This is a genomic window from Pseudomonas oryzihabitans, assembly GCF_007665395.1.
GTDB lineage: Bacteria > Pseudomonadota > Gammaproteobacteria > Pseudomonadales > Pseudomonadaceae > Chryseomonas > Chryseomonas psychrotolerans_C.
Genome location: NZ_VDND01000005.1, coordinates 57,719 through 79,909 on the forward strand (window position 1 = coordinate 57,719; position 22,191 = coordinate 79,909).

The following is a 22,191-nucleotide window of genomic DNA, read 5'->3' on the forward strand; positions in this document are numbered from 1 at the left end:
TTCTCGAACCGTCTAGAGCAGGAATCACGTGGCCAATCGAGGCCTGCGTGCACCCGCGAATGATCCGGTTAAGATAGCACAGCGCCTGCGGGACGCAGGCGCCTCGCCAGACAAGGAGCGCCCATGAGCATCAAGGATTGGCCGGCCCAGGAACGGCCGCGGGAGAAACTGCTGGAACAGGGCGCCCAGGCCCTCACCGACGCCGAGTTGCTGGCGATCTTCCTGCGTACCGGGGTGGCCGGTCGCAGCGCGGTGGACCTCGCCCGCCAGCTGCTGGGTGAATTCGGCGGCCTGAGGGCCTTGCTGGAGGCGGATCTCGCCGCCTTCAGTACCCATCTCGGCCTCGGCCCAGCCAAATTCAGCCAGTTGCAGGCGGTGCTGGAAATGGCCCGCCGCCACCTGGCCGAAGGCCTCAGGCGCGACTCGGCGCTGGAAAGCCCGCAACAGGTCCGCGACTACCTCAAGGCGCGCCTGCGCCACGAACCCCACGAAGTCTTCGGCTGCCTGTTCCTCGACACCCGCCACCGGGTACTGGCCTTCGAGGCGCTGTTCCACGGCACCATCGACGGCGCCAGCGTCTATCCCCGCCAGGTGGTCAAGCGCGCCCTGGCCCACAACGCCGCGGCCGTCATCCTCACCCACAACCACCCCTCCGGCGTCGCCGAGCCCAGCCAGGCCGATCGCCTGCTCACGGCGCGATTGCGAGAAGCCTTGGCCCTGGTGGATGTGCGGGTGCTGGATCATTTCATCGTCGGCGACGCAGAGCCCGTATCGATGGCGGAATACGGCTGGTTGTGAGGCGGCGGACGGGGCTCGCCTCACCGACCGAGACCGACCTCCAGCTGCGCCAGGCGCCGCTCCAGCAATCCCGGAAACCTCGTGTACCAGGTCTGGTTCAGGGGTGACGGATGCGGCAGGGGATGGAGCGTCAGCGTCTTGCGGGCGCCCTCCTCGGTTTCCAGGGTGACCTCGAGGCGGCTGTCGAAGCGGTCTTCGCGCTTCCAGAAGGCTTCCAGGCGGGCGCGTTCGTCCTTGGATTGGTCGATGCCGAACCAGAGGAAGGCTTCGCGGCCGAGGGTGATGAGCTGGGTGCCGTGCCAGTGTTCTATCAGCAGGCGGCGCATCAGGGGATGGAAGGTCTTTTTCACCCGTTCCGACCAGGCTTTGTTGCCGAGCGGCTTGTAGGGCACGGTGTTGGCCCAGAAGAATTGCTGGCTCAGGCTGCGGCTGGCGTCGAAATCGGCCGGGGGCTGGCCGTGCAGGTGGGTATAGAGGACCTTGCGGGCGATCTGGCCGCCGCTGCCGATGAAGGGCTCGCCGTACTTCACCTCGTCGCGCCCCGGATCGCGACCGAAGAAGCCCAGCGGTGCCTCGGGATCGCCCAGGCCGATGATGGGATCCAGCGGGTCCTTGGCGAATTGGGCATAGACCGGAAGATCGATACCTGGAAGATCGGCGGCCAGCTGGCGAAAGGCATCGCGCTCTGCGGAAGACAACGGCATGCAACAGGTCCCCATTGAGGAATTAATCCCTGCTGTAGAGCCCTGCCCTGCAGGTGACGTTCCGTAACGACCGGCGGGAGGGCAGCCCGGGGGCGATAGGGTAGACTGCCCGGCTCGAAGGACCCTCAAGGTGAATCCCGTTGATCAATCTGCTACGCAACGGCCTCGGCCAGGTGATCGTCGGCCTGGATCTGCTGACCCGGCCACGCAAGCTCAAGCGCAGCGAGCCGGCCCAGGCAGCCATCGAGGCGGAGCTGGCGAATCTGTCGCTCTATCAATTCCAGGCCTGCCCCTTCTGCGTGAAGACGCGCCGGGCGCTGCATCGATTGAATCTGCCGATCCGGCTCAAGGACATCAAGCAGGACCCGCAGCTGCGCGCCGAGCTGGAACAGGGCGGTGGCCGGGTGAAGGTGCCCTGCCTGCGCATCGACGAAGGCCATCAGAGCGTCTGGATGTACGAATCGGACGACATCATCGCCTATCTGGAGCAGCGCTACGGCGAGCGGCAGTCGGCCTAGGATCTGCGTGTGATCGTTGGTGGACGAGGCTGCGCCGTTGTCCAGCCTACGGGGCTACGTACGGCGGCAGGTTTGTTGGGCTTCGACGGTGGAGCCGTCTCAACCCAACCTACGGCATTAGAGATCGCTTTCCTCGACCTTGCGCACCTTGCTGGCGTCCAGGGTGTAGGACGCCTCGGCCAGGGCGTTGTCGACCGCCTCGGTGTGCAGGGTACCGATGACCCAGTAGGGTTCGTAGATGTCCGGTAGCGGCACGCCCTTGGGGTAGCGCACCAGCACGATCTGGTTGGGCGGCGGCGGCGGGACGTGGATGCAGGCGCCCGGATAGGGCACCAGGAAGAATTCGTGGAAGTTGCCCTTGGCGTCGTTTTCCAGGGGTACCGGAAAACCGCCCAGGCGCACCGCCTTGCCGTTCAGGGCGGCCACGGTACGGGTGGAATGCATCACCGCGGGCAGGCCACTGTCCTTCTGCTTGAGTCCGCCTGGTGCGCCGAAACCGCCTGGTGCCTCGGGGCTGTTGTGGCTGATCTCGGGCATGGTTTCCAGGGCGTGGCGATCCTCGGCGGTGAGCAGGTCGAGCCAGTTGGTTTCCGGGGGTTCGCCCTTGGCGGCGTGGGTCAGCAACGGCAGGCTGGCGAGCAGCAGGGTGATGAGCAGTCTGGGCATGGTCGGGTACGGCGCAAAAGGCCGAGTGTGCGGCGCGGCGGCCCGGGGGTCCAGCCCGGCGATGCCCGCCTGGGCAACGCCCATAAAAAGGCCCCCGGGTCGACAGGCGACGCCGAGGGCGGAAACGCTGTGCTGCTGGGGCTTCGCCGTAGCGAAGCCGCTGCTTAGCGGCGTTTGGTGATCATGCCGTAGATGAACAGCACGATGATGGCGCCGACCACGGCTCCGATGAAGCCCGCGCCCTGGCCGGCCTGGTAGATGCCCAGGGCCTGGCCCAGGTAGGTGGCGACCACGGAGCCGACGATGCCCAGGATGATGGTCATGATCCAGCCCATGCTGTCGTCGCCCGGCTTGAGGAAGCGGGCAACCAGGCCGACGATGAGACCGATGATGATGGTTGCGATGATGCCCATATGAAAAATCCCCTGTTTGAGTGCTGGTAAGGACGACGCCGGTCAGAAGGCGTCGTTGTACTCTCCGACCACCGGTGATCCGCCGAGGTTCAGGGGAAAACGGCTTCCGGCTGCGGAAGCCGTCTGGCATCAATCCTGGATCAGGGCTTCCAGGGCGGCGATGCGGGACTGCAGGGTCGCGGCATCGGCGCTGCGCAGGGTGGCATGGCCAACCTTGCGGCCGGCCTTGAAGGCCTTGCCGTAGTGGTGCAGGTGGCAGTCTTCCAGGGCGGTGACGGCCGCCACCGGCGGTACCGAGCCAATGAAGTTGACCATGGCGCTCTCGCCGACCTTGGCGGTGGAGCCCAGCGGCAGGCCGGCCACGGCGCGCAGGTGGTTCTCGAACTGGCTGCACTCGGCGCCTTCGATGGTCCAGTGCCCGGAGTTGTGTACCCGCGGAGCGATCTCGTTGGCCTTGAGGCCACCCTCGACCTCGAAGAATTCGAAGGCCAGCACCCCGACGTAGTCGAGTTGTTCCAGCACGCGCCGCGCGTAGTCCTCGGCCAGCGCCTGCAGCGGGTGGTCGGAACTGGCCACCGACAGGCGCAGGATGCCGCTCTCGTGGGTGTTGTGCACCAGCGGGTAGCAGGCCACCTCGCCATCACGACCGCGCACGGTCACCAGGGAGACCTCGCCGGTGAAGGGCACGAAGCCTTCCAGCAGCAGGGGCACGCTGCCCAGTTCGGCGAAAGCGTCGGTAACGTCTTCCGGCTGGCGCAGGACCTTCTGGCCCTTGCCGTCGTAGCCCAGGGTGCGGGTCTTGAGCACCGCCGGCAGGCCGATGCGGACCACGGCGGCGTCCAGGTCGGCCTGGGAGAGGACGTCGGCGAAGGCCGGCGTGGGGATCCCCAGGTCGCGGAACATGGACTTTTCGAACAGGCGGTCACGGGCGATGCGCAGGGCTTCGGCGGACGGATAGACCGGTACGAATTGCGACAGGAAGGCCACGGTCTCGGCCGGAACGCTCTCGAATTCGAAGGTCACCAGATCGACCTCGTCGGCCAGCTGGCGCAGGTGATCCTGGTCGCCGTAGTCGGCACGCAGGTGCTCGCCCAGGGTGGCGGCGCAGGCGTCCGGCGCCGGATCGAGGAAGGCGAAGTTCATGCCCAGCGGCGTGCCGGCCAGGGCGAGCATGCGGCCCAGCTGGCCGCCACCGATGACGCCGATCTTCATGCCTGGTCCCTCGGATCGGGATTGTCCAGCACGGTACGGGTCTGCGCTTCGCGGAAGGCGTTCAGCCGCTCGTGGTACTCGGGGTACTTGCCGCCGAGGATGCTGGCGGAGAGCAGCGCGGCGTTGATGGCGCCGGCCTTGCCGATGGCCAGGGTGGCGACCGGCACGCCCGCGGGCATCTGCACGATGGACAGCAGGGAGTCGACGCCCGAGAGCATGGAGGACTGCACCGGCACGCCCAGCACCGGCAGGTGGGTCTTGGCGGCGCACATGCCCGGCAGGTGGGCGGCGCCACCGGCACCGGCGATGATCACCTCGATGCCGCGCCCGGCGGCCTCTTCGGCGTACTGGAACAGCAGATCGGGGGTGCGGTGGGCGGAGACCACCTTCACTTCGTGGGGAATGCCCAGCTTGTCCAGCATGTCGGCGGTGTGGCTCAGGGTGGACCAGTCGGACTTGGAGCCCATGATCACGCCTACGAGTGCGCTCATCGTCGTGCCTCTGAAATGAAGAAGCCACGCGGAGGTAGGGCGTACGAAAGCGTCGCGAGCGAAGGACGAGCTAGGCGAAAATCGTCGAAAAAGCGCAGTTTACGCCCGGTAAATGAGCATTTTGAGACGATTTTCAACGCCGCTCGGCCGAGCGCAGTAGCTTTCGTATGTTCTACCACGTGGCTTGGGAAATGAGCGGCACAGTATAGACGAAAGCGGCGCGGAGCGTGCTCCTGCGCCGGATATCGCCTGTCGGTTGGAGGACAGGATGTGGCGCTCGGGAGACGGGTGGTGGTGTGGGGCGAGAGGTGCGGGCTAGATGCCGGGACGATTGAGGTGGGATCGTTTTGAAGAGCGCCCTCACCCCAGCCCTCTCCCGCAAGCGGGAGAGGGGGCGGATCGGCGCAGGTGGAGGCATATCGGTTTATCGCGGCCATGACGCTTCGCCGCGGCGACCGTTCCTACTAGACCACCGTAGGTTGGGTTGAGCGTAGCGAAGCCCAACAGTGTCTCGGGACGCGGGCAATGTTGGGCTTCGACGATGGAGCCGTCTCAACCCAACCTACGGTTTATCGCGGTCATGACGGTTAGCCGCTGCGACCGCTCCTACAAGGTCCGATGCGTCCGTAGGAGCGGTCGCAGCAGCGGACCGCCACAGCCGCGATAAGGCCTTGCTTCAGATCCCCACGTCCGGCAACGGCGGGCGGGTGTCCAGGGCCTTGGCCATCAGGCGTTCGACGAAGGTGCGGTCGGCTTCCGGCAGGGCCAGGCGCGGCGGGCGGGTCAGGGCGCTGCCGCGGCCGGCGAGTTCTTCGCAGAGCTTGATGCACTGCACCAGGTCCGGGCGGGCGTCCAGGTGCAGCAGCGGCATGAACCATTCGTAGAGCGGCATGGCCTCGGCGAAGCGGCCAGCCTTGGCCAGGCGGAAGATGGTTTCGCCTTCGGTGGGGAAGATGTTGGACATGCCCGAGACCCAGCCCTCGGCGCCCACGGCGATGCTTTCCAGCACCACGTCGTCGAGACCGGCGAACAGCACGAAGCGGTCGCCGACTTCATTGCGCACGTCGATGAAGCGACGGGTGTCGCCGGAGGAGTCCTTGAAGCAGACGATGTTATCGACGTCGGCCAGGGAGATGAGGATGTCCGGGGTGACGTCGTTCTTGTAGATCGGCGGGTTGTTGTAGACCATCAGCGGCAGGTCGAGGGCGCTGGCCACGCTGCGGAAGTGGGCGGCGGTCTCGTGGGGCTTGGCCGAGTAGACCAGGGCCGGCATGAGCATGATGCCGTCGGCGCCGGCGCGCCCCACCGCCTGGGCGGTGCGGGTGGCATTGAGGCTGGTGAATTCGGCCACGCCGCAGATCACCGGCACGCGACCGCCGGCGGCGTCCTTGGCCACTTCCACCAGGGAGATCTTCTCTTCCAGGGTCAGGGAAGTGTTCTCGCCCACGGTACCGCACATCACTAGGCCGGAGACGCCATCGCGCACCAGGTTGGCGATCACGCCGTGGGTCTTCTCCAGGTTGACCGAGAAGTCGTCGTTGAATTGGGTGGTGACGGCGGGAAAGACGCCGCTCCAGTTGACGCGGGGAGTGCTCATGCGGGGGTTTCCTCCAGACGGGAACGGGGCTTGAGAGAGTCGCGGTATTGCCGGGGCGACAGGCCGGTGAGACGGCGGAACTGGCGGCTGAAGGCGCTGTGGTCGGTGTAGCCACAGGCCAGGGCCACCTCGGTGACGGGCAGGTCGCGGGCCAGCAGCCGCGAGGCGGCGTCGAGCCGGGCCTTGTGCAGCAGCTGCTGGGGCGTGAGGCGCAGGATGCGCTTGCACTGGCGTTCCAGCTGGGAGACCGACAGGCCCACCCGCTGGCTCAGTTCGCCCACCGAGAGCGGCTGGGCATAGTGTTCGCGCAGGTAGCGGTCGACCTCGGCCACCTTGGCGTGGGCCGGATGATCGGCGGCCGGCGCCTGCAGATCGTGGGAGATGCCGGCCATGCCCATCAGCCGACCCTGGGCATCGTGCAGCGGCAGCTTGCGGGTCAAGCACCAGCCGGGGGTGCGACCGGCGTAGAGGTGCAATTCCAGCTGGTCGTCCAGCGCCAGGCCTTCGCGCAGTACGCGGCGGTCCTGCTCGGCATAGGCACCGCCCAGGGGCGCGGGAAAGACTTCCTCGGCGGTCTTGCCGAGCAACTCGGCGACGCTCTCGTAGCCGCAGCGCTGGGCCAAGGTCAGGTTGACCAGCACATAGCGCGCTTCCAGGTCCTTGACGAAGAACACCACGCCGGGGATGGCGTCGAGCAGCGGCGCCACCAAGCTCAGGCTGGCGAGCAGCGCGGGCAGGTCGGCGGGCCGGGCGCGACTCAGGGCGTCCAGGTGGGCGGCGGCGTTCATCTCTCGTCCTCGGTCAGGGCCAGCAGGCTATCGATACGGGTGGGTTGCAGGGGAAAGCGCGGGGCTGGCGGTGTCCAGCCGAGCAAGACCCGGGTGGCCTGGCCGCAGATGCGGCCCTGGCAGGCGCCCATGCCGCAGCGGCTGCGCAGCTTGGCCTGGGTCCAGTCGGCATGGCCGACCAGGGCGCCGAGGGCGACGTCTTCGCAGCGGCAGACCAGGGTGTCCGGCTGGGCCAGGCGGGCGATGGCGGGATTCAGGACGAAGGTTCGCGCCAGCTGGGCGGCGAAGCAGCGCCAGGCACGGGCTTCCGGCTGCGCGGCGCGGGCGGCATCGAGCTGGTCGCTGGCGACCAGCCCGGCGATGCGGCCGGTGACCTGGGCCAGTTCGTTGCCGCCGACGCCGGTGCATTCGCCGGCGGCCAGGATATGGGGTTGGTCGGTGCGCTGGTGCTCGTCCACCGCCACCGCGCCGTCCAGGGTGGCGCAGCCCAGGCTCTGGGCCAACTCGACATTGGGCACCAGGCCATAGCCGCAGGCCAGGCGGTCGCAAGCCACTTCACAGCGACGGTCGCCCTGGCGCAGGCGGACGGCTTCGAGGCGGTCGCTACCGAGCGCAGCCTCCACCCAGGTGCCGGGACGGTAGCGGGGGGTGGCCAGGGGCAGCGCCTGGCGGAGTTTGTTCGGCCAGCGCCAGAGCCCAAGGCCGAAATCGAGCACCGTGCGGCGGTTGGCCTGTTCGGCGACCAGGGCGACCCGGGCGCCGGCCTGGCGTGCGGTGGCGGCGCTGGCCAACAGCAACGGCCCCGTGCCGGCGATGACGATACGTTCATCCGCGATTTCGACCCCGCCCTTGATCAGCGCCTGCAGACCACCGGCGCCGGTCACGCCGGGCAGGGTCCAGCCAGGGAACGGCAGCAGCAATTCGCGGGCGCCGGTGCAGAGGATGAGGGTGTCGAAGCTGAGGGTGCGACTGCCGCTGGCCTCTTCCAGCAGCAACTGGCGGGTCCCCAGGACCGCAGCGACGCGGGTCTGGGTGAGCAGGGTGACGTCCGCCGGCAGCTGGCCGACTTCAGCGGCGACCTGACCCGCCCGGGCGCGCCAGATCTGGCCACCGGGCAGGGGATTGTCGTCCAGCAACACCAGGGTCAGACCGCGGCCACTGGCAGCCCGCGCCGCGGCGAGGCCGGCCGGACCGGCGCCGACGATGAGCAAGTCGCAGTGATCAGGCGTCATGGCAGTCGCTCCACCTGCATGCCCTCGCGGCAAGGCGTCTGGCAGGCCAGGCGCCGGACGCCGTCGACCTGTATCCGGCACTCCTGGCAGATACCCATGCCGCAAAAGGGCGCGCGGGCTTCGCCGCTTACCGAGCGGCGGGCTGCCGGGTTGCTGCTCTTGGCCAAGGCAGCGGTGAGCAGGCTGCCGGAGCGGACGTCCAGGCGTTCGCCGTCGATGAAGAGGGTCAGCATGCCTGGCTCCTCGGGGCGTTCATGAAGCGATCGGGGGCGAAGGGTTCCACGTGGAACCCGGGCTGCTCACCGAAGATTCCGGCGGCGATGGCCTCGGCGGTGGCCGGTGCGGTGGTGACGCCCAGGCCCTCGTGACCGACCGCCAGCCACAGGCCGGGCTGATCGGGATGGGCGCCGATCAGCGGTAGGCCATCAGGGCTGGCGGCGCGCTGGCCGGTCCAGCCGCGGATCAGCGAGGTATGCGCAAGGCCGGGCAGGAAGTCCAGGGCGCGGCGCAGCAGCTGGCCGACCACCGCAGGTTCCACGTCCCTATCCGGACGTTCGAATTGCCGCGACGAGCCGATCAACAGCTGGCCAGTGAGCCGTGGCTGGACATTGAAGGCTACCGAGGCGCCGCTGCTGGCATGGGCACTGGCGCCATAGCCGATCTCAACCAGCTGGTGGCGGACTTGCTCGGGATAGCGGTCGGTGATCAGCAGATGGCCCTTCTTGGGCACCAGCGGCAGATCGGGGCACAGGGTGGCGGCCTGCAGGCCGGCGGCAAGCACCACGGCGTCGGCGGTCAGCCAGCGCCCGTCGTCCAGGCGCACCCGTGTGCCTTCGACGGTGCTTACCCGGGCACGCTGGAATTCGATCAATGGCGAGCGTTGCAGCAACCAGGCGGCCACCACGGGTGCATAGAGCAGGCCGTCGCCAGGCACCTCCAGGCTACCAGCCAGGGCGGTCAATGCCGGTTCCGCGGCAGCAGTCGCCGCAGCGTTCAGCGGCTGGTTGGCCACGCCCTGAGCATCCAGGCGCTGGCGCTTCGCCTCGATCAGATCGAGCTCGGCGGCATCGCGGGCCAGCCAGAGGGTGCCGCAGTTGCGGTAGTCGGCGGCAGCGGGCAGCTGGGGCACCAATTCGCGCCAGAGCGCCAGGGAGCGGGCGCTCAGGGTCAGTTCGGCGGGATCGTCGTCCATCACCACCAGGTGGCCCATGCCGGCGCCGGAGGCGCCGGGCAGGCCGGCGTCCAGCACTCGCACCCGGCAGCCGCGCGCGGCCAGGGCTGCCGCGCAGCTGGCGCCGATGATGCCGGCGCCGACGACGAGGACGTCCGCCACCGGCTTCACCCCGGGATACCCCAGGCGAAGGGATCGTCCTCGGCCAGCAGCAGGGTCGCCTCGGCCATGACATGGGCGCGCCCGCGGATCACCGGCAGGATGCGGCCCTCGTCACCGGGCTGGTAGTGGGCTTCGAAGCGACTGCCGATGACACTGGCCTGGCGCCAGATGGCGCCGGGCGCCAGATCGCCGTCGGCCGCCAGGCAGGCCAGCTTGGCGCTGGTGCCAGTGCCGCAGGGCGAGCGGTCGTAGGCACGGCCCGGGCAGAGCACGTAGCTGCGACTGTCGGCACCGTCCGGGTCGTCGGCGAAGAGCTCGATGTGATCGATGTGGCCGCCCCGGGCGCCGGTGATGCCGGCGGCTTCCAGGGCACCGCGCAGCGCCAGGCTGAAGGCGAGCAGGCCGTCGAGGTTGTCGGCGGCGATGCGCTGGCCGTGATCGGCACAGAGGAAGAACCAGTTGCCGCCCCAGGCGATGTCACCGCTGACCGGGCCGTGGCCGGGGATCTCCACCTGCACGCCCTGGCGAAAACGATAGGCCGGGACGTTGCGCACACTGACGCTGCCGTCCTCGTGCAGGGTGGCGGTGACGTCGCCCACCGGCGTCTCGATCAGGTGATCGCCCGGACCGATCCGGCCCAGGTGGGCCAGGGACACCACCAGGCCGATGGTGCCGTGGCCGCACATGCCGAGGTAACCGACCTCGTTGAAGAACACCACGCCAGCGCTGGCGGCGGGCGATACCGGCGCGCAGAGCAATGCGCCCACCAGCACCTCGTTGCCGCGCGGTTCGCGCATGCAGGCGCGGCGGAAGGCATCGTGCTCGCTGGCCAGGCGGCTGCGGCGCTCGGCCATGCGGCCCTGGCCGAGATCGGGGAAACCCTCCAGCACCAGGCGGGTGGGTTCACCGCCGGTGTGGGAGTCGATGACGCGGATGCGCTGCATGGCGGACCTCCGTGAGAGAGGTCCTCAGTGTGGCTCAGGCGTGGCGAAAAGGCTTGCAGGACGTCGGCGATTGAAATGCCGAAATCAGCACAATCATTACGCCTGCAACCTCAGCTGCGGCCCTGATTCTCCAGATGGCGCCAGACCTGCTGTACCAGTCGCTTGCGCAACAGGGCACAACGGTAGAGGCGGATCTCCAGGCCGACCTGCCAGGCGGCGTCGCCGCAGATGGCCAGTTCGCCCCGGGCCAGCTCGGCCGCCACCGACAGCTGCGGTACCCAGGCCACGCCCAGGCCCTGCAGCGCCATGGTCTTGAGGCTGTCGGCCATGGCGGTTTCGTAGAGGGTGACGGCGCGCAGCTTGCGCTGGCGCAACAGCAGGTTCACCGAGCGGCCGAGGAAGGCGCCGGCGCTGTAGGCCAGCAGCGGCACGCTGCCCTCCCCGTCCAGCTGGAACAGCGGCCGGCCTTCGCCGTCGGTGGCGCAGACCGGCAGCATGGCGGTGTGCGCCAGGTGCAGCGAGGGGAAGAGTTCCGGGTCCATCTGCAGGGCGGCGTCGGGATCGTGGAAGGCCAGCATCAGGTCGCAGGCGCCGTCGCGCAGGGCGTGGATGGCGTCGCCGACGTTGGTCGCCACCAGCCGACTGGCCAGCGCCAGGCCCTGGCCGCGCAGGCCGGCGATCCACTGGGGGAAGAAGCCCAGGGCCAGGGAGTGGGCGGCGGCGAATTGCAGCACCTCGCCCTGTCCGCCTTCCAGGTGGTGCAGGTGGCGCACCGTCTCGCCCAACTGCTCCACCACGCTGCGCGCCGTGACCAGGAACAGCTGGCCGGCCTCGGTGAGACTGACCGGGGTATGGGACCTGTCCACCAGGGTCAGGCCGACGCTTTCCTCCAGGGCGCGGATGCGCCGACTGAAGGCCGGCTGGGTGACGAAGCGCTTCTCGGCGGCCTGGGAAAAACTATAGGTGGCCGCCAGGGCGACGAAGTCTTCCAGCCATTTGAATTCGATGTTCATGGCACCCATACGTCGTCGGATCTCACGAGGTCACAACGGAAGTTATGCCGATCCGGCATGAGGCTTGGCGGATCGGCATTGGCCGAGATCAGCTGGCAGGCCTAGATTCTAGGGCATCGCGGCGCCCGCCGCCTGATCGAAGCCCAACGCTATCATGTCCGACTCTGCATCACCCGTCCGCCTCGAAAAAGATCTTCTCGGTACCCTCGACGTCCCCGCCGAGGCCTACTACGGCATCCAGACCCTGCGCGCCGTGCAGAACTTCCGCCTTTCCGGCGTGCCGCTCGGGCACTATCCGAAGCTGGTGGTGGCGCTGGCCATGGTCAAGCAGGCCGCGGCCGACGCCAACCACCGTCTCGGCCACCTGCCGGCGGGAAAGCACCAGGCGATCAATGAGGCCTGCTCGCGCATCATCCGCGGCGAATTCCACGACCAGTTCGTGGTGGACATGATCCAGGGCGGCGCCGGCACCTCGACCAACATGAACGCCAACGAGGTGATCGCCAACGTGGCGCTGGAGATCCTCGGCCACGCCAAGGGCGAGTATCGCCACCTGCACCCGAACAACGACGTCAACATGGCGCAGTCGACCAACGACGCCTACCCCACCGCCATCCGCCTGGGCCTGTTGCTCGGCCACGACGCCCTGCTCGCCAGCCTGGACAGCCTGATCACCGCCTTCGCCGCCAAGGGCGTGGAATTCGCCGAAGTACTGAAGATGGGCCGCACCCAGCTGCAGGACGCGGTGCCCATGACCCTCGGCCAGGAATTCCATGCCTTCGCCACCACCCTGGGCGAAGACCTGGCGCGGCTGAAGAGCCTGGCCCCGGAGCTGCTCACCGAGGTCAACCTGGGCGGCACCGCCATCGGCACCGGCATCAATGCCGATCCCGGCTACCAGCTGCTCGCCGTGCAGCGCCTGGCCGACATCAGCGGCCAGCCGCTCAAGCCCGCCGCCGACCTGATCGAGGCCACCTCGGACATGGGCGCCTTCGTGCTGTTCTCCGGCATGCTCAAGCGCACCGCGGTGAAGCTGTCTAAGATCTGCAACGACCTGCGCCTGCTCTCCAGCGGTCCGCGCACCGGCATCAACGAGATCAACCTGCCGCCGCGCCAGCCGGGCAGCTCCATCATGCCGGGCAAGGTCAACCCGGTGATCCCCGAGGCGGTCAACCAGGTGGCCTTCGAGATCATCGGCAACGACCTGGCGCTGACCCTGGCGGCTGAGGGTGGCCAGCTGCAGCTCAACGTCATGGAGCCCTTGATCGCCTACAAGATCTTCGACTCCATCCGCCTGCTGCAGCGCGCCATGGACATGCTGCGCGAGCACTGCATCACCGGTATCACCGCCAACGTCGAGCATTGCCGCCGCCAGGTGGAGCACTCCATCGGCCTGGTCACCGCGCTCAACCCTTACCTCGGCTACGAGACCTCCACCCGCATCGCCAAGACGGCGCTGGAAACCGGTCGCGGCGTACTGGAGCTGGTGCGCGAGGAGAACCTCCTGGACGAGGCGACCCTGGACGACATCCTGCGCCCGGAAAACATGATCGCGCCGCGGCTCGTACCATTGAAAGCCAAGGTCTGAGCCCACTACGCCAGACCTGAGCGCCAACCCACGGCAACTCCCCGCGGGCGCGGTATCCTTCTTGCTTGGAAGGCTGCCATCGCCCCGGGGAGTGTTCGCATGCGTCAGTCCGGCCTGATCAACCTCAACCTGGTGTCCCTGGTGCTCCAGCAGCTGGGTGCCGACACGCCCGCCCGGGCCGCTCCCCTGCTGCTAGGCAGCGGTCTGCGGCTGGACGACCTGGAGCGCCCCCAGCACCTCATCACCCTGGCCCAGGAACAACGGGTCATCGCCAATGCCCTGCCGGCCGCCCCGCCGGAGCTGGGGTTGCTGCTGGGCTGGCGGCTGCGCGTCTCCGGCTACGGCCTGCTCGGCTATGCCCTGCTCAGCGCCCCGACCCTGGGCGCGGCGCTCCAGGTAGCCATGGCCCACCAGAGCCTGCTGGGCGCCTATTTCACCCTGCGCCTGGAGCGCCACGGCGAGTTGGCCTGGCTCAGGGCCGACGACCATCCCTTCGCGCCGGAACTGGAGCGCTGCAACGCCGAATGCTGCCTGGCCTCGCTCCTGGCGATCTGCTGCGACCTCCTGGGTACGCCCCTGCCCCTGGTGCAGGTGGCCTTTCGGCACCCCGAGCCCGCCTACCGCGCACGCTATGCCGACTGCTTCGGCGCCACGCCCCTGGCCTTCGCCGCGCCCTGCAACAGCCTGGCCTTTCCGGCCGCCTGGCTGGAGCGTTCCCTGCCACTGGCCGATCCGGTGACCCACCGCGATGCCCTGGCGCAGTGCGGTCGCCTGGCTCCCGAGCAGGATCGCCAGCGCGCCCTGCTCGCGCGCATCCGCACCCTGCTGAACGCCGATCTGGCCGCGCCGCCTTCGTTCGAGGCCCTGGCCAGCCATCTCGGCATGGCCCCGCGCAGCCTGCGCCGCCACCTGCAGACCGCCGGCAGTGGCTATCAGCAGCTGCTCGATGAACTGCGCTTCGAGCGCGCGCGCGACCTGCTGGCCCAGGAGCGGCTGCCCATCTACCGCATCGCCGAGGTGATGGGCTTCAGCGAAACCGCCAGCTTCCGCCAAGCGTTCCGCCGCTGGAGCGGACAATCGCCGCGGGGTTATCGGCTCTAGCGGTCGGCGTATGCCGAGCCGCTCCACTCCCCAGGAGGATGCTCCATGCCTTCACTGAAGCTGCTCGCGGAACGCGGCCAACCCACCGCCCAATACCGACTGCCGGCGGAAAAGCGCCTGGAAGGCGATCCGCTGCAAAGCCTCTGGCTGGAATACGAGGATGCCAGTGGCGTCTTCGCCGTCGGCCATTGGCATAGCGACGTGGGCACCTGGCGGGTGAACTACACCGAAGAGGAGTACTGCCAGATCCTCGCAGGGGTGAGTCTGGTCACCGATGACCAGGGCTACGCTACCCGTCTCGGGCCCGGCAGCAGCTTTGTCATACCACGCGGCTTCCAGGGCACCTGGGAGGTGCTGGAGCCGACCCTGAAGCGTTTCGTGGTGTACGAAGCCAAGGGCAATTGAGGACCGGCGCCGGGTGCAATCTGGCCGGATCTATCCCCTTTTGGCCGCTACGCCTCTCGTCGCGGGGCGCCAGGCTGGCAAGAATCAGGGGAGAGCCCGCCGCCCGGAGTCGCCATGCGCATCCACCACAGTCTCGATCACGCCCTGCACCACGGCCGCTGCGAACTGATCGATGGCCAGTTGCAGCCCTGCTTCGAGAAGCCCCAGCGCGTCGAATTCATCCTCGCCGAATGTCAGCGCCGCCAGCTAGGCGAGGTGGTAGCGCCCCACGACTTCGGCCGGGCGCCCCTGGCCCGTATCCACAGTGCCCCCTATCTCGCCTTCCTCGCCGGCGCCTGGGACGAATGGGCGGCTCGCGGCGAGACAGTGGACCTGCTGCCCTATACCTGGCCGGCGCGCACCCTGCGCCAGGTACTGCCACCCACCAGCCTGCATGGCCGCCTGGGCTACTACAGCTTCGACGGCGGCGCGCCCATCACCGCCGGCACCTGGCAGGCCGCCTACAGCGCCGCCCAGGTGGCGCTGAGTGCCGGGGCCGAGGTCGCCGGAGGCGCGCACAGCGCCTTCGCCCTCTGTCGCCCGCCGGGCCACCACGCCGCGGCCGACGTCATGGGCGGCTACTGCTATCTGAACAACGCGGCCATCGCCGCCCAGGCCGCCCTCGACGGCGGCGCCCGGCGGGTGGCCATCCTCGACGTGGACTATCACCACGGCAATGGCACCCAGGACATCTTCTATGCGCGTGACGACGTGCTGTTCCTCTCGTTGCACGGCGATCCCGGTTTCGAATTCCCCTTCTTCCTCGGCTATGCCGACGAGACCGGCAGCGGGGCGGGCCAGGGCTTCAACCTTAATCTGCCGCTGCCCGCCGGCAGCGCCTGGGACAGCTGGAGCGCCGCCCTTGAGGTAGCGCTGGCGCGCGTGCAGGACTATGCCCCGGACCTGCTGCTGGTTTCCCTGGGCGTGGATACCTTCAAGGCCGATCCCATTTCCCAGTTCAAGCTGGAGAGCGACGACTACCTGCGCCTGGGCGAACGCCTGGCGCGGCTCGGCCTGCCGACCCTGTTCGTCATGGAAGGCGGTTACGCCGTGGCGGAGATCGGCATCAACACGGTGAACGTACTGGCCGCCTTCGACGGCGCCTGATCCCTATCGCGAGGAATCCGACCATGCACAGCCTCCTGCGTCCGCTCACCGCCCTGCTCGGCGGCGCCCTGCTCGCCACCGCCGTCCAGGCCGCCGATCCCGGCGAACTGCGGGTCTACAACTGGGCCGACTACATCCTGCCCGAAACGCCCAAGGACTTCGCCAAGCAGACCGGCATCCGCGTCACCTGGGATACCTTCGACAGCAACGAGTCGCTGGAGGCCAAGCTGCTCACCGGGCACTCCGGATACGACCTGGTGATCCCTTCCAACCAATTCCTGGAAACCCAGATCAAGGCCAAGGTGTTCCAGAAGCTGGACAAGAGCAAGCTACCCAACTGGCAGAATCTCGATCCCGAGCTGCTCAAGCTGCTGGAGGTCAACGACCCGGGCAACCAGTACGGCGTGCCCTATATGTACGGCACCATCCTCATCGGCTTCAATCCGGCCAAGGTCAAGGCGGCGCTGGGGGCGGACGCACCGGTGGACAGCTGGGACCTGGTGTTCAAGCCGGAAAACATGGCCAAGCTCAAGAGCTGCGGCGTAGCCATGCTGGATTCGCCCTCGGACATCCTGCCGGTGGTGCTGCACTACCTGGGCCTGGACCCCAACAGCACCAATGCCAAGGACTACGAACAGGCGACGGCGCTGATGCTGAAGATCCGTCCCTACCTGGCCTACTTCAATTCCACCAAGTACATGACCGACATCGCCAACGGCGACCTCTGCGTGGCGGTGGGCTATTCGGGCAGCTTCTACCAGTTCGGCAATCGCGCCAAGGAGGCTGGCAATGGCGTGGTGGTGGACTGGCGCCTGCCGCGCGAGGGCGCACCCATCTGGTTCGATACCTGGGCCATTCCCGCCAGCGCGGCGAACGTCGACCAGGCCCATGCCTTCCTCAACTACCTGCTCGAACCCAAGGTGATCGCCGGGATCAGCGACTACCTCGGCTATCCCAACGCCAACCGGCCGGGCATGCCCCTGGTGACCGCCGCCATCCGCGACAATCCCGACCTGGTGCCTACCGCCGAGATGCGCAAGAAGCTCTATGTGGTGCAGCCGCTACCCCAGCCCATCGAGCGGGTCCGGACCCGGGCCTGGAGTCGCATCAAGTCCGGTGGTTGAAGGCAGGAGGTCCACAATAGACCGAATGGTAGCCAAGGGCTACCATTCGGCGCCTCCCCTTTTCCTTCCGGGAACCATCTATCGCACTAAGAGACTGATTGTGGTCAAGTGATCCATCGGATCCTTCTGCCAGGTACGGCACGATGCCCCTCATTCTCTCGCTGGACCGAGCGCTGACGCGCCCTTTCTGGGCACTGCGCTTCGAGCCGCTATTGGAACGCCACTACCAGCGCGACATCGCCCGCTCGCGTCGGCGTCACCTGCGCATCAGCCTGACGGTCGCCATCCTGGCCTATGCCAGTTTCTCGGTCTGGGACTGGATCCTGATGACCGATGCCTTCTGGATCATCAGCCTGCTCAGCGCCCTGGTCGTGGTGGGTGGCGGCGCCGTGTTGCTGGCCCTCAAGCTGATGCCGGCCGAGCATCCGTCGCGCGAGTGGCTGGGCATCCTGCCCAGTCTGCTGGCCTATGCACCGCCGCTGTTCGAGATCGTCACCACCGACGCCGCCCACCGCGCGCTCTGGCTGGCGACCCTGCCGCTCATGACCCTCTATACCAACAGCTGCATCGCGCCCCCCCTGCGCCAGGCCACGGTGCACAGCGCCGTCGCCCTGCTGGCCATCGGCGCGGCGACCCAGGTACACCGGCTGAACGCGGAGGAAGCCTCGCTGGTGTTCACCCTCGCCTTCGCCACCGTGGTCTTCACCCTGCTCGCCAACTTCTGGATGGAAAGGGCCCGCCGCCAGGGCTATCTGCTGATCCTGCGCGATCGGCTGCGCAACGAGGAGCTGGCCGCCGCCAATCGCTTCCTGGAGCAGCAATCCGCCACCGACCCCCTGACCGGGGTGGCCAATCGCCGGGCGCTGATGCAGGCCCTCACCACGGCGCCGCCCCGCAACCAGACTCAGCCAGCCCTGCTGCTGATGATCGACGTCGACCATTTCAAGGCGTTCAACGACAACTACGGGCATCCGGCCGGGGATCGCTGCCTGCAGCAGGTCGCCACCGCCCTGGGCGGTGAATTGCGCACGGGCGACTGCCTGGCCCGCTATGGCGGCGAGGAGTTCGCCATTCTCTGCCGGCATCCGTGCGACGAGAGCGCCGAACGCCTGGCCCAGCGGCTGCTGAAAGCGGTACGCCAGCTGGAGATTCCCCACCCGGGCAACGTCGACGGCGGTGCCCGGGTGACCGTGAGCATCGGCGGCGCCTGTGGCTGCCTGGGCCAGGAAGGCGCCGGGATCCTCATCGAGGCCGCCGACCGGCAGCTCTACTGGGCCAAGCAGTCGGGTCGCGACCGCGCCTGCCTGGAGAACGGCGATCGACGGCCGACCAGGCTCGCCGAGCGGTCCTAGCCCAGGCGATAGACCCGCTCGACCAGCGTGGCGCTGCCCAGGCGCTGGCGCAGGTCCTCGTCCAGCCGGGCATCCTGCCAGTCGTACAGGCCGACCCGGCCATAGGCCTGGCCGCGCTGTGGCCGGGTTCCCAGGTACTCCCAGACCACCCGGGTGCAGGCCGGCTCGCGCCGGTCGGAGGCGCTGACGCCCAGCTTGAGGCCGTTGAGCCGGTCGATACGGTTGCGCGCGCTGGGCAGCAGCACCGTCTGCGACAGCTCGTTGCCGGTGAGGGACTCGTAATCGGTGAAGAACAGCCGGCTTTCCAGGCTCATGGCCAGGCCCAGGTAGCGAAAGCGCGCCTGGCTGGTGGCCTCGCCCTGGCGGCGCAGCCGCTCGAAGCGCACGTAGCGAAAGACCCCCTGCTCCTCGAACAGCCGCACCAGGCCGCAGAGCACCATGCCCGGGGTGGACAACGAGGGATAGTACTCGAGGTAGTAGCCCTGGTAGCGCGCCAGGCCTTCCTGGCGGCTCGCCAGCAGCGCCAGGGTCTGTCCGGCCCAACTCGCCTCGCGGCCGGCCGGCTCGCCCAGCCGCGCCTCGAACTGGCGGTGCGGCAACTGCAGATCGGCCACCGGCAAGGCGAAGAACGCGGCCAGTCGCTGGAGGTTGTAGGGCGATGGGCGGCTCTGGCCGTTGAGGTAACGGTTGAACTGGGCGCGGTTGATGCCGACGGCGCGACAGACGGCGGCAATCGAGCGGTGATGCTGGCAGAGCAGCTGTAGATTGGCGGAAAAGTCGCTCATGAACCCTGCCCGAACTTGACAGACGGCCGGAAAACTAGCATCAAGTCGCGCCATTTTGAAGCGAGGCGCGGAATTGTCCACGCCGGTGGGATAGCCGAACCTAGGCGTCCGGTCCGATTCACTGCCCGATCCGCGCGGACCGATCCTTGCCAGAGCCCGTTCCTGTCGTATCCCCATGACGGGGACGGCTCTGGCAGGGGTATCCCACAATAATAGCCCCACGGCGTGCGAGCCGGCCCTGGGGCATCACTAGCATGCTCGAGGATTCTCCATGCACTACCTAGAAATGCTCAACGACTTCCTGTCCGGCCACGTGCTCATCGTGCTGATCGTCGGCCTGGGCAGCTATTTCACCCTGCGCTCGCGGTTCGTGCAGGTCCGTCATTTCCCGCACATGTTCACCGTCTTCAAGGACTCCCTGCGCAACAGCGGCGATGGCCTGAGTTCCTTCCAGGCCCTGATGCTGAGCCTGGCCGGTCGCGTGGGTGCCGGCAACATCGCCGGCGTGGGCCTGGCCGTGACCCTGGGGGGCCCGGGCGCGGTGTTCTGGATGTGGGTGACCGCCCTGGTCGGCATGGCCAGCAGCTTCTTCGAGTGCACCCTGGCGCAGGTCTACAAGCGCGCCGACGGCGACGGCCTCTACGTGGGCGGTCCGGCGTACTACATCCAGCACGGCCTCAACAAGCGCTGGATGGCATTGGCCTTCTCCGCCCTGCTGCTGGTGACCTACGGCTTCGCCTTCGTCGGCCTGCAGTCCTTCACCGTGACCCATTCGCTGGAAAACGCCTTTGGCCTGCCGGTGCAGTACACCGGGATCGCCCTCGCCATCCTGCTGGGCCTGGTGTTCATCGGCGGCATCAAGCGCATCGCCGCGGTCTCCGACATCCTGGTGCCGGTCAAGACCCTGGCCTACATCGCCGTCACCCTCTATGTGATCGTCACCCAGATCGAGCTGGTCCCCGGCACCCTGCTGACCATCGTCAAGAGCGCCTTCGGCCTGGAACCGGCCTTCGCCGGCCTGCTCGGCGCTGCCATCACCATGGGCGTGAAGCGCGGCGTCTTCGCCAACGAAGCCGGCCTGGGCGCGGCGCCCAACGTCGCCGCGGTGGCCGCGGTCAAGCACCCGGCTGCCCAGGGCGTGGTGCAGGCCTTCAGCGTCTTCCTCGACACCTTCGTCATCTGCACCTGCACCGCCCTGCTGATCCTGCTGTCGGGCTTCTACACCCCCGGCTTCGAGGGTGACGGCATCGTCCTGACCCAGAACTCCCTGGCTGCGGTGGTCGGTGACTGGGGGCGCATCTTCATCAGCGTCGCCCTGTCGCTGTTCGTCTTCACCTGCATCCTCTACAACATCTACCTGGGCGAGAACGGCCTGCGCTACCTGCTCGGCCGCGGCAAGGCCGTGCTGCTCGGCTATCGCGGCCTGGTGCTGGTGCTGATCTGCTGGGGCTCCATGCAGAACCTGACCACCGTGTTCGCCTTCGCCGACATCACCATGACCTGCCTGGCCTTCGTCAACCTGATCGCCCTGGCCATGCTGATCAAGGTCGGCATGCGTATCCTCAACGACTACGACGCCCAGCGCCGTGCCGGGGTCGACCAGCCGGTGTTCGACGCCGACCAGTTCCGCGACCTGGACCTGGATCGCCAGGCCTGGCCGGCGCTGGAACGCTTGGAAGAGACTGTCGCCGAAGCCCGCGCCGCCCAGCCGCGCCAGGCGCACTGATCGCCGCGGCGGCCACGTCGGGCTTCGCTGCGCGCAACCCAACCTACGTCACCCGTAGGTTGGGTTGAGGCGGCTCCATCGCCGAAGCCCAACGGCCCCGAACCAAGATTCGCTCGTCTGCCCCCACCTCGTGTGGGGGCAGTCCTATCAGGAAGTCCCGCATGAGCTCACCCTACCTGCACATCCTCTACACCGGTGGCACCATCGGCATGCAAGAGACCAGCGCCGGCTTGGCCCCCGCCGCCGGTTTCGAGGCCCGTATCGAGGCCCTGCTGGCGAGTCGTCCGGCGCTGGGCGCCCCGGCCTGGCGGCTGCAGGAGCTGCTGCCGCTGATCGACAGCGCCAACATGACCCCCGTCGCCTGGGAGCGCATGGCCCAGGCCATCCTCGCCGCCGCCGCGGACCCGGCCTGCCGCGGCGTGCTGGTGCTGCACGGCACCGATACCCTGGCCTACAGCGCCGCCGCCCTGGCCTTCCGCCTGCTGGGCCTGGCCATTCCGGTGCTGTTGACCGGCTCCATGCTGCCGGCCGGCGTGCCGGACAGCGACGCCGACGGCAACCTGGCCGACAGCTTCGCTGCCTTCGCCAGGGGCCTCGCCCCCGGCGTGCAGGTGCAATTCCATGGCGAACGCCTACCCGCGGCGCGCTGCACCAAGCAGGCCAGCAGCGGCTGGAAGGCCTTCGTGGAAAGTGCTCGGCCACGCAGTGGCGAGGCCCTGGTGGCGACTCCCGCTGCCCTGCGCTGCGACCAGCCGCGCCAGCCGGTACGGGTGGCGGTGCTGCCGCTGTTCCCGGGTGTCGATGGCGCGGTCCTGCGCGGTCTGGCGGGCAGTGGCGTGCAGGGCTTGGTGCTGGAATGCTACGGCAGCGGCACGGGGCCAGCGGACGACGCCGACTTTCTCGCCGCCCTCGCTGAACTGCGCGACGCCGGGGTTCCCGTGGTCGCCCTCAGCCAGGGTGCCCGTGGCACCGTGGAACTGGGTACCTACGCCGCGGGCAGCGGCCTGGCCGACGCCGGGGTCATCTCCGGCCGCGGCATGACCCGCGAAGCCGCCTTGGGCAAGCTGCACGCCCTGCTCGGCTGCGGCCTGGAGCGCGCGGTGGTAGCCGAGTGGATCGGGCGGAATCTGTGCGAGGAGTTGTGATCATCGGCTGAGGGGTGGCTGCTCCCTCACCCCGGCCCTCTCCCAGGGGGAGAGGGGGCGTTTGGGTCGGCTTCGGGCGGGATCCTGTGTGACCTCTGCCGCCCGCTAGC

At 68.2% G+C, this 22,191-nt stretch carries 23 protein-coding genes; 10 read left to right on the top strand and 13 right to left on the bottom strand.

Annotated elements, in window-relative coordinates; all coding sequences use genetic code 11:
- Positions 1–123 precede the first annotated feature (123 nt).
- Positions 124–798, top strand: coding sequence for a RadC family protein (gene radC / locus FSV73_RS12395; RefSeq protein ID WP_145008152.1), 675 nt, complete (start codon positions 124–126; stop codon positions 796–798).
- A 20-nt stretch (positions 799–818) separates the two neighbouring features.
- Here the strand turns inward: radC and FSV73_RS12400 are convergent, their stop codons facing one another.
- On the bottom strand, positions 819–1,502 hold the full coding sequence (locus tag FSV73_RS12400; protein WP_145008154.1) for a uracil-DNA glycosylase family protein: 684 nt from the start codon (positions 1,500–1,502) through the stop codon (positions 819–821).
- Positions 1,503–1,642: 140 nt separating this feature from the next.
- On the opposite strand from FSV73_RS12400, the gene FSV73_RS12405 reads away from it, so the two are divergent.
- Positions 1,643–2,020: a glutaredoxin family protein gene (locus FSV73_RS12405; RefSeq protein WP_145008156.1), complete on the top strand. Its 378-nt coding sequence runs from the start codon at positions 1,643–1,645 to the stop codon at positions 2,018–2,020.
- Between the two features lie 117 nt (positions 2,021–2,137).
- Here FSV73_RS12405 and FSV73_RS12410 read toward each other — a convergent pair whose 3' ends face one another.
- From FSV73_RS12410 to FSV73_RS12460, 11 genes are all read right to left on the bottom strand, one after another.
- The gene (locus FSV73_RS12410; RefSeq protein WP_145008158.1) at positions 2,138–2,686 is read right to left on the bottom strand and encodes a DUF3299 domain-containing protein; all 549 of its coding nucleotides are present in this window, start codon (positions 2,684–2,686) and stop codon (positions 2,138–2,140) included.
- Positions 2,687–2,850: 164 nt separating this feature from the next.
- A complete protein-coding gene (locus FSV73_RS12415; RefSeq protein ID WP_058762286.1) occupies positions 2,851–3,099 on the bottom strand; it encodes a GlsB/YeaQ/YmgE family stress response membrane protein in 249 nt (82 codons plus the stop codon).
- Positions 3,100–3,228: 129 nt separating this feature from the next.
- Positions 3,229–4,311, bottom strand: a complete 1,083-nt coding sequence (locus FSV73_RS12420; RefSeq protein ID WP_145008160.1) for a 5-(carboxyamino)imidazole ribonucleotide synthase — start codon at positions 4,309–4,311, stop codon at positions 3,229–3,231.
- The gene (gene purE / locus FSV73_RS12425) at positions 4,308–4,802 is read right to left on the bottom strand and encodes a 5-(carboxyamino)imidazole ribonucleotide mutase (protein WP_145008162.1); all 495 of its coding nucleotides are present in this window, start codon (positions 4,800–4,802) and stop codon (positions 4,308–4,310) included. Before purE ends, FSV73_RS12420 begins: the two co-directional genes overlap by 4 nt.
- Before the next feature lie 676 nt (positions 4,803–5,478).
- On the bottom strand, positions 5,479–6,399 hold the full coding sequence (locus tag FSV73_RS12430) for a dihydrodipicolinate synthase family protein (protein ID WP_145008164.1): 921 nt from the start codon (positions 6,397–6,399) through the stop codon (positions 5,479–5,481).
- Positions 6,396–7,187, bottom strand: a complete 792-nt coding sequence (locus FSV73_RS12435; RefSeq protein ID WP_145008166.1) for an AraC family transcriptional regulator — start codon at positions 7,185–7,187, stop codon at positions 6,396–6,398. Before FSV73_RS12435 ends, FSV73_RS12430 begins: the two co-directional genes overlap by 4 nt.
- Positions 7,184–8,419 (bottom strand): NAD(P)/FAD-dependent oxidoreductase, encoded by a 1,236-nt coding sequence (locus FSV73_RS12440; RefSeq protein ID WP_145008167.1) that lies wholly within the window; start codon positions 8,417–8,419, stop codon positions 7,184–7,186. The genes FSV73_RS12435 and FSV73_RS12440 overlap by 4 nt, the downstream gene beginning before the upstream one ends.
- Positions 8,416–8,652, bottom strand: a complete 237-nt coding sequence (locus FSV73_RS12445) for a (2Fe-2S)-binding protein (protein ID WP_145008169.1) — start codon at positions 8,650–8,652, stop codon at positions 8,416–8,418. Before FSV73_RS12445 ends, FSV73_RS12440 begins: the two co-directional genes overlap by 4 nt.
- Positions 8,646–9,761, bottom strand: coding sequence for an NAD(P)/FAD-dependent oxidoreductase (locus tag FSV73_RS12450; protein WP_145008171.1), 1,116 nt, complete (start codon positions 9,759–9,761; stop codon positions 8,646–8,648). Before FSV73_RS12450 ends, FSV73_RS12445 begins: the two co-directional genes overlap by 7 nt.
- Positions 9,758–10,696 (bottom strand): 4-hydroxyproline epimerase, encoded by a 939-nt coding sequence (locus FSV73_RS12455; protein WP_145008173.1) that lies wholly within the window; start codon positions 10,694–10,696, stop codon positions 9,758–9,760. The genes FSV73_RS12450 and FSV73_RS12455 overlap by 4 nt, the downstream gene beginning before the upstream one ends.
- A gap of 110 nt (positions 10,697–10,806) precedes the next feature.
- Complete coding sequence (locus tag FSV73_RS12460; RefSeq protein ID WP_145008175.1) at positions 10,807–11,709, bottom strand: LysR substrate-binding domain-containing protein; 903 nt, start codon at positions 11,707–11,709, stop codon at positions 10,807–10,809.
- Positions 11,710–11,863: 154 nt separating this feature from the next.
- Between FSV73_RS12460 and FSV73_RS12465 the strand changes: the two genes are divergently transcribed.
- From FSV73_RS12465 to FSV73_RS12490, 6 genes are all read left to right on the top strand, one after another.
- The gene (locus FSV73_RS12465) at positions 11,864–13,297 is read left to right on the top strand and encodes an aspartate ammonia-lyase (RefSeq protein ID WP_145008177.1); all 1,434 of its coding nucleotides are present in this window, start codon (positions 11,864–11,866) and stop codon (positions 13,295–13,297) included.
- Positions 13,298–13,396: 99 nt separating this feature from the next.
- A complete protein-coding gene (locus FSV73_RS12470; protein ID WP_145008179.1) occupies positions 13,397–14,398 on the top strand; it encodes an AraC family transcriptional regulator in 1,002 nt (333 codons plus the stop codon).
- 45 nt (positions 14,399–14,443) lie between these two features.
- Positions 14,444–14,803 (top strand): cupin domain-containing protein, encoded by a 360-nt coding sequence (locus FSV73_RS12475; RefSeq protein WP_145008181.1) that lies wholly within the window; start codon positions 14,444–14,446, stop codon positions 14,801–14,803.
- Between the two features lie 114 nt (positions 14,804–14,917).
- A complete protein-coding gene (locus FSV73_RS12480) occupies positions 14,918–15,949 on the top strand; it encodes a histone deacetylase family protein (protein WP_145008183.1) in 1,032 nt (343 codons plus the stop codon).
- A gap of 23 nt (positions 15,950–15,972) precedes the next feature.
- On the top strand, positions 15,973–17,073 hold the full coding sequence (locus FSV73_RS12485; RefSeq protein ID WP_145008185.1) for a polyamine ABC transporter substrate-binding protein: 1,101 nt from the start codon (positions 15,973–15,975) through the stop codon (positions 17,071–17,073).
- A 143-nt stretch (positions 17,074–17,216) separates the two neighbouring features.
- Positions 17,217–18,425, top strand: coding sequence for a GGDEF domain-containing protein (locus FSV73_RS12490; protein WP_145008186.1), 1,209 nt, complete (start codon positions 17,217–17,219; stop codon positions 18,423–18,425).
- Here the strand turns inward: FSV73_RS12490 and FSV73_RS12495 are convergent.
- Positions 18,422–19,210, bottom strand: coding sequence for a helix-turn-helix domain-containing protein (locus FSV73_RS12495; RefSeq protein ID WP_145008187.1), 789 nt, complete (start codon positions 19,208–19,210; stop codon positions 18,422–18,424). The two genes, FSV73_RS12490 and FSV73_RS12495, sit on opposite strands and share 4 nt — an antisense overlap.
- Positions 19,211–19,481: 271 nt before the next feature.
- Here FSV73_RS12495 and FSV73_RS12500 point away from each other — a divergent pair, with 271 nt between their 5' ends.
- Entirely contained in the window at positions 19,482–20,936 is a 1,455-nt protein-coding gene (locus tag FSV73_RS12500; protein WP_145008188.1) for an alanine/glycine:cation symporter family protein, read from the top strand.
- Positions 20,937–21,097: 161 nt separating this feature from the next.
- Positions 21,098–22,081: an asparaginase gene (locus FSV73_RS12505; protein ID WP_145008189.1), complete on the top strand. Its 984-nt coding sequence runs from the start codon at positions 21,098–21,100 to the stop codon at positions 22,079–22,081.
- The last annotated feature ends 110 nt before the right edge of the window (positions 22,082–22,191 follow it).